General features: G+C 45.9%; 12 protein-coding genes. 3 read left to right on the top strand and 9 right to left on the bottom strand.

Annotated elements, in window-relative coordinates; translation table 11 throughout:
• Positions 1–3: 3 nt before the first annotated feature.
• The 3 genes from B5X68_RS11040 to B5X68_RS11030 form a co-directional block, all read right to left on the bottom strand.
• Positions 4–918 (bottom strand): AEC family transporter, encoded by a 915-nt coding sequence (locus B5X68_RS11040; protein ID WP_082214726.1) that lies wholly within the window; start codon positions 916–918, stop codon positions 4–6.
• Positions 902–2,422 carry an FAD/NAD(P)-binding protein gene (locus B5X68_RS11035; RefSeq protein ID WP_082214725.1) on the bottom strand — a complete coding sequence of 507 codons (1,521 nt, stop codon included), beginning with the start codon at positions 2,420–2,422 and terminating at the stop codon, positions 902–904. Before B5X68_RS11035 ends, B5X68_RS11040 begins: the two co-directional genes overlap by 17 nt.
• Positions 2,423–2,539: 117 nt before the next feature.
• Positions 2,540–3,538, bottom strand: coding sequence for an alpha/beta hydrolase family protein (locus tag B5X68_RS11030; RefSeq protein ID WP_082214724.1), 999 nt, complete (start codon positions 3,536–3,538; stop codon positions 2,540–2,542).
• Between the two features lie 123 nt (positions 3,539–3,661).
• Between B5X68_RS11030 and B5X68_RS11025 the strand changes: the two genes are divergently transcribed.
• Together B5X68_RS11025 and B5X68_RS11020 are read left to right on the top strand one after the other, a co-directional pair.
• A complete protein-coding gene (locus B5X68_RS11025) occupies positions 3,662–4,996 on the top strand; it encodes an ankyrin repeat domain-containing protein (RefSeq protein WP_170916628.1) in 1,335 nt (444 codons plus the stop codon).
• A gap of 181 nt (positions 4,997–5,177) precedes the next feature.
• The gene (locus tag B5X68_RS11020) at positions 5,178–6,260 is read left to right on the top strand and encodes a calcium:cation antiporter (RefSeq protein WP_082214722.1); all 1,083 of its coding nucleotides are present in this window, start codon (positions 5,178–5,180) and stop codon (positions 6,258–6,260) included.
• Positions 6,261–6,427: 167 nt separating this feature from the next.
• Here the strand turns inward: B5X68_RS11020 and B5X68_RS28625 are convergent, their stop codons facing one another.
• The 5 genes from B5X68_RS28625 to B5X68_RS10995 form a co-directional block, all read right to left on the bottom strand.
• Positions 6,428–6,757: a hypothetical protein gene (locus tag B5X68_RS28625; protein ID WP_141110266.1), complete on the bottom strand. Its 330-nt coding sequence runs from the start codon at positions 6,755–6,757 to the stop codon at positions 6,428–6,430.
• Between the two features lie 367 nt (positions 6,758–7,124).
• Positions 7,125–7,748 carry a DUF4468 domain-containing protein gene (locus B5X68_RS11010; RefSeq protein WP_082214720.1) on the bottom strand — a complete coding sequence of 208 codons (624 nt, stop codon included), beginning with the start codon at positions 7,746–7,748 and terminating at the stop codon, positions 7,125–7,127.
• Between the two features lie 249 nt (positions 7,749–7,997).
• Positions 7,998–8,222, bottom strand: coding sequence for a hypothetical protein (locus tag B5X68_RS11005; RefSeq protein WP_212567997.1), 225 nt, complete (start codon positions 8,220–8,222; stop codon positions 7,998–8,000).
• A 2-nt stretch (positions 8,223–8,224) separates the two neighbouring features.
• Entirely contained in the window at positions 8,225–10,459 is a 2,235-nt protein-coding gene (locus B5X68_RS11000; RefSeq protein ID WP_082214719.1) for an NAD(P)-binding protein, read from the bottom strand.
• Positions 10,460–10,496: 37 nt separating this feature from the next.
• Entirely contained in the window at positions 10,497–11,378 is an 882-nt protein-coding gene (locus B5X68_RS10995) for a hypothetical protein (RefSeq protein WP_082214718.1), read from the bottom strand.
• Positions 11,379–11,735: 357 nt separating this feature from the next.
• Between B5X68_RS10995 and B5X68_RS10990 the strand changes: the two genes are divergently transcribed.
• Positions 11,736–13,799 (top strand): sensor histidine kinase, encoded by a 2,064-nt coding sequence (locus B5X68_RS10990; protein WP_170916627.1) that lies wholly within the window; start codon positions 11,736–11,738, stop codon positions 13,797–13,799.
• Positions 13,800–13,823: 24 nt separating this feature from the next.
• Here the strand turns inward: B5X68_RS10990 and B5X68_RS10985 are convergent, their stop codons facing one another.
• Complete coding sequence (locus B5X68_RS10985) at positions 13,824–14,726, bottom strand: tyrosine-protein phosphatase (RefSeq protein ID WP_229208364.1); 903 nt, start codon at positions 14,724–14,726, stop codon at positions 13,824–13,826.
• Positions 14,727–14,774 lie beyond the last annotated feature (48 nt).

Raw genomic sequence — 14,774 nt, 5'->3', positions numbered from 1 at the left:
AAACTATTGCAGGAAAAATGTGGCTATGGAAACGAGTACAACAGATAGCAACATGGATAAAAAGACCAGGATCGAAGATTGTTCTTCATCCGCTTTGAGGAAAGCTGCGAAGACGGTCACATTAGCGGCAACCGGAAAAAGCGGGACCAAAGCCAGCATTTTATAATCCTCTTCTTCCAGATCTTTCGCGAGAAAAGACGCGGCAAATGCTATTACCAAGAGGATAACTGCCGCAGCGAAGGTGCGAAAGCCGAGTAGTTTGCAAAAATAGGAAACCTTAATGTGCTTGAAATCAACATCGGCCAGTTGGAAACCAACAATCATCATTCCGGCTGCCGATACAGCAAAACTGACGACATCAAGGGCGGGTTTCACAACATCCGGGGTTTCGAGCCCGGCGACTTTGGCTATTATTCCTGCTACGAAAACGTAAAGAAAAGGAATGCTCAACATTTCCCTGAATGCTTTTCCAGCGGGATATTTAGTCTTGGCAACCTGAAAATAGCCAATCGTATCGCCGTACAAAGCCGAGCCCAGATAAATGCATATCAGCACAGTGACCTTATCCTCTCCAAAAAGAGCAGTAACTGTTGGGATGCCGAAAAATGCGATATTAAAAAACGAAAAAGAGCTGCGTAAAAGCAGCGGTTCGGTTTCAGAAGCCAGGTTGTTCTGCACCAATCTGGCCGCGAAATTCATCCCTAATGCGAGCAGGAACGTCAGAATTGGCAGCACGATCAGCTTGGAAGGCTCCGCATCGAGCATATTGGTAAAGACTAATAACGGCAACAGCACATTAATCAGCGGCTTGCTGATGTAATCCGAATTGAAATTGAATTTCTTGCTGATCAGATAGCCGGCGGGGATAAATGCCATCACAGGCAAAAGCTCGCCGTAAAGTTTAAGAAGGGTTTCCAATGATCTGGCTGATAAGGTGACGAGATAAATTGCCGATCATTTTTACATTGAACCAAACCGCATTCACATCCAGGAGCAGGCCGTTGGTAATGTGCCCGACCGCATAAAAATTGGGATAAGTTTTTTGGCCGGTGATCACCTGCATCGTTTCCGTATTGATCTTGATCCCACCCGCATCTTCCGGTTCGATCAAACCGCCCTTAGCGAGGTTTTGCATCAGCTCCGACTTCATCATTTTGACCGAAGATGCAGGTCCGGTTGCATTAATGACATATTTTTCCACCGTTTCCCTTCCCTCATCGCAGGTCAGCACAAAACCTTTCTTTTTTTCGTCGTAAACCACTTCTTTCAATTCCGGCACAACACGTAGTTGTTTTGTATCAAACAGATCATTAACCCGTTCGGCATTTACGAGCGGCATGCAATGGCGGCTCACAGCCCAGTAAGCGCCAAGCCATTTCTTGAATTTTAACTTTTCCGATTCATCCAGCCATTTCCACATTTCCGAACTTGCATAACGCAATGAATAAGGAATGTTGACGAGCGCATCGCCGCCATTTTTGGCAATTTCAATATCTGTTTTAAGTAGCTGATCCGCGGGTTTCCCGGTTCTTTTTGTTTCGTCCCAATCAATTTTTTCCCCTGCATATGCTTCCGCTTCTTGCATAAAAAGACGGAATATTTCCATCACAGTTGGGTTTCTCAGCTCATTTCGCTGAATTTCATGCAGCTTTTTTAGTGTCAGGAACTTGCATTCAATCATTTCCTGCTCCTCTGGCTGAACTCTCGGCATAAGCCCATCGGGAGAGTAGCAAGTGATTTTTCCCGTATAACCATTATCGGCCAATGTCATTAAAGCGTCAACAGCGCTAAGGCTCGAACCGAGAATGGCAACATCTGCATTCTTTGGGATTTTATCCAGGATGGGTGACGACGGCCAGGGAGAGCCGAAGTAATTTTTCTTTTTATCCAGATGCGGATAATTATTGGCAACGGGAGTGCCAGGCGCAAGAAGCAGAAAGTCGCACGAATGTTTCCTGTTTCCTGACAAGTGAATATTGAAACCGGATTTCAGCTTCGTTACTTTGATGGCGGTCGCTCTTATCACCTCCACAGCCATGCGTTCTTTTTTCGCCAGCTCAAAATAATGTTCAAATTGCTCCTTTAAATAATCCCCATACAACCGCCGGGTCGTAAATGCCTTATTTTCACCCTGATTATCAACAACCTCATTGCCAATGCGAGCATCATGCTCAATAAGCCAGTCGCTGAAATGCTGAGGTTCTGCAAAATGTATTCCCATTAAATCGGCCTGGGTGTTGAGAATATGACCCGGCTGGTTGGTTCCAAAAGCCAGTCCTTTCCCAACTTCCTTGTTCTCCTCAATGATGGTAATGCTAACTTTCTGGTGACTTTTTGCAATGCGTAATTGAAGAAAAAGCTCAATAAATGCAGATATGCCACAGGCTCCGCCACCTATAATCGTAATATTAGTCAAACTCATTTTAAATGTTCCTGTTTGCGATCCGCATGCTTAAAAAGCGCGATAAACCAGTGAGCTTAAAAGAATCATGCTAATCAGGCCTCCAAATAATTTAAAATGAAGTTACGATCATCAGGCTCATTTAGCTGGAAAGATGCGGTTCATGAAATCCTCAATCGTTTTCAGCGTCGGTTCGAACCAGGGATCGAAAAACATGAATGTGTGCGGCGCATCGGGAAATGTCTTCACTTCTGAATAAATATCGAAGCCATTTAGTTTTTTGATAAAATCTTCCCTGCCCGCATGCATGCGGCTTACCGAACTGTTGACGAACAAATAAGGGGGCGTATTTTTGTTAACGTGCGTAATGGGTGAACCATCGTTCCAAAGGTCGGCTCGTTCACTTTTAGGATATCCAAACCAATATGTTGCTGCCGATATTGATTTTGAATCGTTTCCTTCGCCGGATTCCGGATGTATAAAGGCAAGAATGCCATCAATATCGATCACAGCCTGCACCGTGCTGGACCGGGTCATATTTTCACCTGATCCTTCAAATTCTTTATTCCCATTGGTCGCGCCAATGAATGCAGCCAGCTCACCGCCTGCTGAAAAACCAAGAATTGCAATCCGGGCTGTATCAATGTTATAATCGTTCGCATGCGCCCTGATCCACCGTATTGCAGCTTTAAGATCGTAAACTGCCGCTGGAAATAAATCTTCCGTTGATAGACTGTAATCTGCGGTGATGGTAATAAACCCTTTTTCCGCAAGTCGCTTTGCCAGTGTCGCGTTGTGCGTGCGGTCGCCCGATCGCCAGCCGCCGCCATGGACCATCAGGATTGCAGGCGCAGGTTTCGGGAGCCTCTGCTTACGCTGATAAATATCAAGCAACAAATTTCGGCCCGACAGGCTTTGCCTGTATGGAACATTCCGATTAGCATTGACAGAAGAAGGCATGGTGGGATCAGCAATGCGAATGTCCGGATAATGCTTGATTTCGTTGCGATAGGAACCCAATACCGAGAAACTGGTGTCCGCCACGCCCGAAGGTTTGATTTGTGCGGATCCCGGTTGAGCAATGGAAAGCAGAACAACGAGAACAAAAACAGCGTTAAGCGAAATCTTCGTAGCCATAATGATGTCCAATTAATACAGGATAATTTCTTCTGAATGGTAAGGTAAGAACTTTGGTAATGAGGCATGGTAAGTGGATAATAAGTTTTTAGATTTGGAATATTTTGTTTAATGAAAAAGGCCATGGCTGAAAATTCAAAAAATACAGGGGCAGAGGATATGCAAGCTGCATTTATCAGGGCGGCGATTTGGCATGGCTCGCTCACAGAAGCCGATTCCATGTTGGCATTATACCCGGAACTGGCCGGTATGAGCATCCATACCGCTGCTATATTGGGTGACGCTCCGGTTGTTCGCGATTTTATTTCGGCAGATCCTACCCTGATAGACAGCACCGCTGGTCCTTATGGAGGCAACGCGCTTGTTTATTGTTGTATGTCGAAATATTTAAGGCTGAATAAAGAAAAAGGCACTTCATTCCTGGAAACAGCGCGGATCCTTCTGGATGCCGGCGCCGATCCAAACTCAGGCTTTTGGACAAAAGGCGCTTATCCCGAATTTGAGACAGCATTATATGGCGCAGCGGGCATCGCACACCACGCCGATCTAACAAAACTGTTGCTAGCATACGGCGGTGACCCTAATGACATTGAGGCAGTATATCATTCGCCGGAAACCTATGAAAACGACGCCATGATCACGCTTGTAGAAACTGGCAAAATCACAACCGAAAATCTGGTGCTCATGCTGATCAGGAAGCATGATCTACATGATTATCAGGGCGTTAAATATTTACTCGAAAAGGGTGTTGATCCCAATGGGCGCTGGTCTTACACATCGCCTTTTCATCATGCGTTAATGCGTTGCAACCACATCGGCATTATATCACTCTCTCTGGATTACGGAGCTGATCCTGCGCTGGTTTGCCAGGATCTCTCTGCAGCAGCCCGGGCAGCCAGGGAAGGGCGGAACGATGTGCTCTCAGAATTGCAAAAGCGAGGCTTAACTTATCGTTTAGAGGGTGTCGACAGGCTCATAGAAGCTTGCGCATTCGGTGATAAAACATTGGCGCAAAACATTTTACAGCAAGATCCGTCACTTCTGCCAGATCTTATGTCCATCGCCGGAACATTGCTCGCAAAATTTTCGGGCGCGGGCAATGTTGAAGGTGTAAGGCTGTTGCTCGACCTGGGCGTGACGGTGGATACGCCTTTTGAGGAAGGTGATGGCTATTTCGAAATCCCAAAAAGAAGCCTCGCAATCCACGTAGCAGCATGGCGCGCGCAACACGATGTGGTGCAACTGCTCATTGAAAGAGGATCACCCATAGACATTCCGGATACAAAGGGCCGCACTCCCCTGCAGCTGGCGATCAAGGCTAGCGTTGATTCTTACTGGACAGACAGGCGGTCACCAAAATCGGCCGAAATGTTGCTGAACGCGGGTGTAAAATTCGACCAGGCACTGCTTCCAACAGGCTACGAAGAACTGGATAAGCTCCTTCTTAAATTCTGCTAAAAAGACCATTTACTAACAAAAATCCGGCAAATTTTTCCTTCCAAACCGCCTTGTTTGGCAATTAGTTTTATATCTTTCAGTTTCCCGATCAGGTCTAAGCGAAACATTTGGATGTCACTTTGCCTCTGGCCTGACCTTTTTGCGGGTCTTCCAGGACCTATCCTCATTTAAAATTTAATTCATGAAGTCTAAACTCTCGCTCCCACGCTGGTCTATCATTACTCCCATCCTGGCGTGGCTACTATATTATGGAAAAACTTTAGAGTTTGGCGGCATATATGATTTATTCCTGGCATTCGCACTCATCGGAACCGTGCTGGCGGCTGTCCATCATGCCGAAGTAATTGCCCATCGCGTAGGCGAACCAGCTGGAACACTCGTTCTGGCCATCGCCATTACGATCATTGAAGTTGCACTTATTGTTTCCCTTATGCTGGCTGGCGGAGCGGAAACCGCCGCCCTTGCAAGGGACACCGTTTTTGCAGCTATCATGATCATTCTTACCGGGATAATCGGGCTATGCCTGCTCGTAGGAGGTTATCGCTATCAGGAGCAACAGTTCGGCAGATTTGGCGTAAGTGCAGCATTGGTCACGCTTACGGCTATCTCGATACTGACACTTGTTTTACCAAATTACACCACAAGCGTACCGGGGCCCATTTACAATACCAGCCAGTTGATCTTTGTAGGAATTATCTCGCTTGTGCTTTACGGCACATTTGTAATGGTGCAAACGGTTCGGCACCGCGCTTATTTTCTTCCGGAAAAAGTAGATTCAAAAACCGAAGCACACGTGGATCCGCCATCCAATCAGGTTACCATTCTCAGCACGGTGTTGCTGCTGGTATGCCTTGGAGCCGTAGTGCTTTTGGCTAAAATGCTCGCACCCACTATTGAAGGTTTTGTAGTTGATATGGGTGCCCCCGAATCATTGGTCGGGGTTATTGTTGCCGCTGTCATTCTGCTGCCGGAAGGCCTGGCTGCATTGCGGGCTGCTAAGAAAAATCGCCTTCAAATCAGCTTGAACCTGGCTCTGGGCTCTGCATTAGCGAGTATCGGCCTCACAATTCCTGTTGTGGCCCTGGTATCCATCTTCACCGGCTTAACGATCACATTGGGCATCGACACTAAATCAACGCTCCTGCTTATACTGTCGCTCTTCACCGTAGCACTGTCTTTCGGCACCGGACGCACAACCATTATGCAGGGAGTCGTGCTGTTAGTCCTCTTTGCAGTGTATCTCTTCACGACGATTGTTCCTTGAAGGGATCGGTCGTAAAATCGGTAACTATCAACAAAAAAGCCTTCTAATGAAGGGAGGCTTAATTCTATTAAATTTATTGACTCGCCCTAAAGGCTTACAATACAATGATGTCCTTATTCATGTCGTTCGTGTTTTGTGTACAGGTAAATCTAAGCAATGTTTTTTGATTAAGAAACAATTTCAAAGGTATTTCCCGATTTAAAGGTGCCATTCTTGATATCATGCTTTGAGTAGTTTTTAACAAACACACTTCCCAAGCCAGTTAGCTCATGTTTTGCGATAACACGGATCTCAATACTATAATGTTCATTTTCATTTAGAATCTTCGCAATATTATCCGTTGTCATAAACCACAATGCATATTCTGATTTTTCGCCAAATCGGAACGGAGCAACGTAGTTATATCTGTCTTTATGCAAACGAAGCAAAATCGTTCTGTGGTTTTGCCTTCCCTCTGGTCCTGTCACGGGGATCTTCTGAACAACCTCAACTCTCAAATCAAACGCTCTGAAAAATGAGCCGTTAACTACTTTAAAACAATACCAGGAACTGGGTGTAGTTTCGCCGTACGATTTTACATGTGTTGCGATCTGCGGACTGATTTTAATTCTTGGCCTGAAAAAAAATAATAGCGCAAATAAAAAGATAAATGAAGTTAAAAATCCGGAGATAATGTCGGAAGCAAAAGGGAGGCAAAGAATGTGATCATCGCAAAATTCGTAAAACGACTGCATAGAGGTCAATGCTAATTAATCCCTACAAGGTAGATCCCCGTTCCCTAAAAGCGAAGTCCGATTATTATTCGGCGGGTTTCAATTAGCTAACTACAAAATTTGTCGAACGGAAAAAACCTCTGCAACCAAATCAATTAGCTGCCAGCGAGCTTACGCCGGAAACGGCTTCGAGTATGCCGTTTTGGATCATATTGAATTGCAGGCACATTTTGTTGTGGGACTTGTTGTAATCTAGGAGGAAGGATTTTAGGACGCGGCGTTTTTTGTACAGCTTGGCCAGGACTTTTTTGTTTTTGGTGATGGAAATTTGCCTGCTAGTGTCATCGATGTCCTGTCCATACATCCCCATGTTCGAAAAATCCATGTCTGCCGACATGTAAGTGGCCGATCCGGGGCTTAGCGTCTTAACGTTGTTGATCGTGCAGGTGTAGTTTCCATCTTTTACATCAATGGTCACCCGGTAACTGAACGATTTGAATCGCTCGGAAACAATCGGTTCGCGATCCTGAATGATAAAATGACCGGAGCTCATATCCTCTGCCCGCACAACTTCGCGATAGTTAGGATAAGTCTTGGTTATCCAGCCTTTTATAGCACTGAATGTCTTGTCTCTCGACTGGCCGGTCTGGACAGTTTTTGTTTGGGTGATTTCTCCCGTAAACCGGTTATAAGGCAACCCTGGCTTTTGCGCAAAGCCGGGTGTAAATAAATGCAGCGAAAAGATTAAGGTCGTTGAGAATAAAAACCGTTTCATTACTTATTGACGGAGGTAAAATCGTCAGTAATGATAAGAATTATAGAAAATCTTTCAAAATTAACGCATAAAATAGTTCTACAAAAATCACTTGAACGCCTTACCTATTACTATTTTGTCACCAGTATCATCTACTTCGAACAGGTGAGGGATCCTGACAGTGCGGTTGTTAATGCTTTTATGACTGTGAATAGACGCCCAGATCATCGGGTTTGGGCCCATCCAGGATTTCGGATCTGTTTGTGCAATCTAATATGGACCCGTCCATTTTCGGAGGTCCGTGCTTTTCCACAACCTCCCTCCTGTCCCGGTCATGTAATATGTGGACGTATTTTTGTCTGCCAGAATAAAAGGGTCACTCAGGCGGATAGAGTCGATTGGAATGTCAATCCGGAGAGCTGGTTCGCTGTTTTGAGCACAAACCGGCATCAATTGTGATAAAGTCAATGTCAGAATTAACAGTATTTTCCTCATTATCAGGATTTCATTTCAGACCATATTTCCTTATGCCCCCCCAGATGCATTCTTGAACGGAGCGCCTGGGCAGCTTGCTGCCCGGATTGAATGGTGCCGTCAATATAGCCAACATTGCCACCAAAATCAATCCAGTCGCCGCATAGGAACAGGTTGTCAAAACCGCTCGCATCCGCTTTCAGCCTGTGAATGGCACTGTTGGGTACGGACAGCGTGTAATGATCGGTCGGGCGCACATTCGCTTTAAAGAACTGACCCGAAAAACGCGCATAGCCATCTTTGGAATCCTTAACATCGGCCAAAAGCTGAAAATTGAGTCCCTGGGGATAGAGATAGGTTCCGGCTTTTGGCCAAAACCACGCGCTGTTGTCCTGCAACCATTGTTCAAATGCATTTTTCAATCGCTCATTTTCACTCGCCTGATAAGCGGTGTCCGGCCCTTCCGGCAACGGTTTGCGCAGGATATAAGGACCTGTGTAATAAGCCAGAAACTTAGGCTGCTGGTTCTTGGGCCAGTTTTCACTCGGTAACGCAATGGTGCTATCCAGCCATGAATACATCGGATTTTGGTAAACCACAACATTCGGAGCACTGAACCCCGGAGCCAGCCCCCATTCAGCAAGCTCGAAACCCAGCTCCTGCAAGGTTGGCAAAAACCAGAGCTGCGCCGACTGCGTAGGCGTAGTCACAATGTTTGCCGCCATTGATTTCCAGCGTGGCTCTTTTTCAATAATTTCACTGCAAATCGTTTTCAGCGTTCCGATCGGGATTCCCAGGACGATTTCATCGAAATCGGTCCCTTTTGTCAATTGTCCCTTCTGATAATCCGGCCAATCCGTCCATGGGTCTTCCAGATTTACATTTCCAGCTTGCAATCGTGACGCATGTTCCGGGTCCAGCTGGTCGTAAAGCGGCGCACCGGGCCACACACGGAGTTCGGCATTGATCTTTTTGACGGGATCGTATTCCGGCACCTGTAATTTCACCTGCTCGGCATAAGATACTGTTTGAATTGACTTGCTTGTATCATAATGTATCTGCTCGATTTTATGGAAAAATTTGAACTTCACGCCCCGGCTCTTTAAAACTTCATAAATGGGCATCACCATTACATCGCCGGTGCCATAAACCATTTGATATACAAACGAACCCTTATAACCCGCTGATTTTGCAAAAAACTGAAGTGCCGTTCCCGCAGCGACCGCTCCCCCATTTTCGTTGACCAGGTTGGCAAATGTTCCGGTGTAAAAGAAACGTACGATCACCGAATCCACCAGCCATTGCGGCGCGCCCTGCATTGCCAGCCAGTCGCGGTAATCGTATTTATCAATTTTATCAAAATCAAAAAGCTCTGTTTTACGGTCGTAAACGTCTTTAAGAACACCCTTAATGTTGTAGTAAGCAAAGCAAACGGCTATGGCCAGACGTCTTTTCTCCTGCTGGTCTTCCCGGTAAGGCAGGCCCTCGCGCTCGATGTGTTTAATTTCCCTTTCAATTAGGGTTAAAATAAAGCTGTGGTGCTTATGATTATCGCCGGATTCCTGTGCCAACAATTTGATAGCCTCATTGATGTGCGACATTTCGCGCTTAACGAGGCGTCCAAAAAATCCGTTTTCAGAAAAAAGTGGTTTGAGAAGCCAATGTAACAGTCCCTTTTTCTCCTGCCATTTTTGCTCGACGCCATCGACGAATTTAGGGTAAAAATTATTGAGCACCCACCTGCCGAACCAGCTCCCGGTGCTGGAATAAGGGCTTCCCAGCAGCATTTCAGCCGTAACCGACAGCCCTTTTCTTACCAGCGCCCACATGGGCAAAGGTTCACCCGCACCAGGCTGCTCAGCCGTTTCTGGCAACACCAGCGGCCAGTTTGTCCACTTGCCCAGCTCCGGGATAAATTCGGTCAGTAATGTCGAATTATTGGCGACAAGGCCATCCTTGAAAAGATCCTGTAATGGGCTGCCGGGAGCAAGGTTATGTTGTTTCCTTTCTGCATATACGTCGCGCAGCAAGCGGAATGTGGTGTCGTACCAACCCTGCAAAATATGAATGCCGTGCTCTTCGATCCGGTCGCATTCTCCACGCCCGGTGGCTGTTTTTCCGCCTAGTCGCCAGCCGGTTTGATAAAGTGTGATTTCATAATGGTCCTGCCAGCCTTCATAGTCGGTCATTTCATGTGCCGCAGAAAGCGAAGCCATGCCGCCACCCAGAATTGCGATTTTCTTTTTCTTTGTCTCCATAGGGTTTCGAGTAGGGAATTTTAGTTAGCGTTTGTGTCTAAAATATTTTGGAAAACAGCTTCCTGAGCCACATTATCAGGGTGATAATCCAGGCTTTGTGAGTATCCGGCAACCGTTCGCCATTTGGATATGCGGGTTTGTGATTTACGATGAGGTTTATCAAACCGGGTTGGTTATTCCATTCGGCGGCTTCCTGATAAAGCTGCGTAAGTTCCGGCTCCACGAGCACGTCATCCAGGAACTCTACGCCCAATTCGGACAGACTGTGGGATTTGCCAAGCACCTCCCTGATCTCTTCGCCCGTCATAGGATAATGTGCTGGATAATAGGCATCCATACTCGTTACGAACTGCACGGAACGGCCACGCGGATCACCCATGATCTTGCCGAGCTTTGGAAACGGAAAATCGCCTTCTACCAGCGATTGGGCAAATAACAGCCTGTACAAGACCATGTTAATAAAAATCCTCTCCGGAATAGTTTCTTTCTCGGCCAGATCGGAAAATTTGAGATAACCATCAATAATGCTGGAATTGTGCGCCTTATACCAATTTACAGCATTGGGCTGCTGTATGAACCGCAGCCAGAACCGGGAAGGGATTGGCAGTTCGGAAATAGGTGTGCCCTTTTCATAGGCTTTCGCGCCTAATTCCGATAAATAAATAAACCAAAGATTGACATCATTCCACCAGGGACTTCCCGGGGGCGCACCGGTGACGGGTCGCAGGACAGCCCTTTTTTCCCATGTCAAAAACGCAATTTCTGAATCCCCGTAACCAAAAGATCCTGAATCACCTTCCTGTCCATATTTTTTGTAAAACTCGCACCTTGACCTGATGCGCGCATCGGGATCATTTTTCAACGGCTTCAACCTTACCCACAAGCTCTCTTCGAATTCTTTTAAATCGCCAGCATTCATGTCAGAAAAAGATGAATTTGAACGTCCTTATTTTCGGGGATTTGCAAAATGGGGGCAACCGGAAAACCGGCCATTGTAGAAGCTATGGGTTTCTACATATGCCAAAAAACACATATAGTTTTACGTAGTGTGTCGCTTACCTACTAGGCCTGAATATAGACTTGATATTTAGTGGGGTTACAGCATTGACTATGCTGCTTTTATGGTTGTCAATGTAGTCATTATTAGCGATTTATTGTAAATAGCTTCACCATTGACAGAAAAAATTTAATTAAATTTAGACAATTCAACCTCCCAGTAAACCTAACCAGTCAGTCGCACCCCACGATGAGATCAATTTTACCTTTGTGTTTCTTTTTGCTTACGACAACAGGACTTTATGCGCAGTCGATCGTGCCGCTTTCCGATACCGTAAACTGGTACGCGATCGGCCGCCACACCGCCTATTTCCGCGACCCCGGTTACCTTCGTGTTGAACAGATATTACAACCGGATTTCCAATCAAAATTCAAGCAATACGAGCAGGAAGTGCCTAATTTCGGCAGCACATCTGACGCGGTCTGGTTTAAATTTACTGTCAGTAATAATACAGATAAGGATTTCTACCTACACATCGGCTCTGCATTTATTGATAGCATTGCCCTTTATACCATTCATGACAATAAAGTGGCCCAGGTGCTGCTAACGGGCGACGACTACGTTTTCAAGCAGCGCGCTGTAATGGTTAACACCTTCCTCTTTCCATTGCAAGTCCCAAAAAACGCGCAACAGGAATATTTGCTGCGCATCAAAACCGTGCAGCCGTTCTTTTTTCCGCTGAGAGTGGGCACATTGCAGGCATTCATGGAAGACACGCACATTCTGGACCTGATCCAGGGGATTTATACAGGCGTCATGATGCTGATTTTCTTCTATAATTTGTTCCTCTATTTTTCTACCCGTGAAAAGATCTACCTGTATTATGTGGCTTACGTATTGAGTATAACGTGGTTTATGTCGAGCGTTTTTCAATATGTTTTTGAATTTATCTGGCCCAATTTTCCGATCCTTAATCAATATGCCGTCGCGGTTTCCGGCCTCACCATTCTCACAGCAACATTATTCACACGGGAATTTTTGCATACGAGCCAACTTGCACCGCGTGCGCACCGGTTTTCAATCGTCTTCATATGCTGGGGAATTCTGGCTTTTCTGCTCGTATTCACACCTTTCAAAATCACCGCGCTGAGCCTGGCGCAGGCAGGAATCGTGCTGATGGCCATTTATTTTCTGGTAGCCGGGGTGATCGTTTACAGGAAAGGTTACGAGCCAGCCAAATTCTACCTCGTAGCATGGAGTTTTCTGATTGCAGGTTTCATAGCGGCTATTCTCGAAGCATTGAATGTGCTGCCGGTCATGTATTATATCAATTCCATGCAAATTGGCTCAGCCATTGAAGTAACGCTCCTTTCCCTTGCGTTGGCCGACCGCATTAATATGTATAAAAAACAACGTGAGGAAGCGCACGCCAACACGCTCCGCATTGCGCACGAAAAATCGGAGCTGATCCTAGAACAAAATATGCTCCTTGAACAAAAAGTGGCAGAACGGACAGTTGCCCTTACGCAATCGCTTAATGATCTCAAAGTCACGCAGGCGCAATTGATCCAGAGTGAAAAAATGGCCAGCCTGGGAGAACTTACGTCGGGCATTGCCCACGAAATACAGAATCCGCTGAACTTTATTACCAACTTTTCCGAAGTGAATATTGAACTCCTGGACGAAGTAGCTGCGGACCTCAATGATGAAACACCCGCCGGAATTAAGTCCTATATCTCCGACATCCGCGACAACAGCGACCGCATTATCTTCCACGGAAAACGCGCAGATGCCATTGTAAAAGGCATGTTACAACATTCAAGAACGAACACCAATGAGCGCGAGGCAACGGACATTAATGCTCTTTGTGATGAATATCTAAGGCTAAGTTATCATGGCTTGCGGGCAAAAGACAAAACTTTTGCGTCGGATTTCAAAACCTATTTTGATGAAAGCATTGGTGCGATTAAGGTTATTCCGCAGGATATCGGGCGGGTTCTGTTAAACCTCTATAACAATGCTTTTTTTGCTGTGAAACCCTCGCTTCAACCGGTTTCTGACGAACCTTACAAGCCGCTGGTAACAGTAAAGACAAACCGGATTGTGTCGCAATCTGGCGAGTCGCTGATCGAAATCTCCGTGAGCGATAACGGCATAGGCATCCCGCATCAAATTGTCGACAAGATATTTCAGCCATTTTTTACAACCAAACCCACCGGTCAGGGCACCGGCCTGGGCCTCAGCATTTCCTATGATATTATCAAATTCCACGGTGGCCAGCTAAAAGTCGAAACCGAGGAAGGAAAAGGAACGACATTTATTATTCAACTACCTGAAAAATAACAGCTTACAATGCGATGTTGCTTGTTACTTAGTAAATTTTTCAACTAACCGCATCCTTGTTTTCTGATCGATACCCAGCTGGTTTTGGATAAAAGAATCCATACCGCCGTATTTAGTATCGATAGTATTAAATGTCGCATTGATAAAACCTTCCTCTACGGTGGTTAAGACTTCCACAGCTTTAAGATCCATTTTCCGTTTGATGATCTTGCCCATTTTTGCCTTGCCTAATGTTTTTTCAGCCTGGGCGTTGCGGTAGTAGTTGGACAGCAGATATTCGTTGACGATCGTTTCCCGATCTACATGAAGAATGGACAAAATCAATGCGGAAACAATCCCTGTGCGATCTTTTCCGGCAGAACAATGATACAAAACAGGCTCATCCGACTCCGCGATGCTTTTGATAATGTTCCGCAATGCTTTGACATTCACGGAGACCGCATCTTCATAGAACTGGGTCGTCATGTCCCGCGCCATCGATTCGGAAATTTCACCATTGATTACCTTCTTCTTCAACTGAGCGATCTCCCCTTCATTATCCGCTACCGTGGGCATATGAAGATATTCCACATTCGGCGGTAAATGATCCTCCTTGCCTTTGATCTCGTGATCCGTACGGAGATCATATACGCGCCCAATGTGCGTGGCATTGAATTTTGTAAACTCGTCGTTCCCAAGTTCAGCCAAATTTCCCGAGCGATAAATCTTACCCAAACGAACGGTTTTCCCGTCCATGGTTTTAATTCCGCCAATGTCCCGGAAATTGAGGGTTTTGCTGAATGGTATATATCGCTTGGCCAAAATCGCCGAATCCTTCCCCTGTACGAGCTGATGGTAGGCCAATTTCCCATTATGGTTCTCTGAAACGCTGACCTTGCAAGAGGCTAAGGCAATAGCGGCTATGAAAATATAAAAAGTCTTTCTCACACCGCAAAATAACAATTTTATTACACTTCCATGCGCTCGGCGTATTGT

It is taken from the genome of Dyadobacter psychrophilus (genome assembly GCF_900167945.1).
Taxonomy (GTDB): Bacteria; Bacteroidota; Bacteroidia; order Cytophagales; family Spirosomataceae; genus Dyadobacter; species Dyadobacter psychrophilus.
The sequence above is the reverse complement of the archived record's forward strand: the minus strand, read 5'-3'. Positions and strand labels throughout refer to the sequence as shown.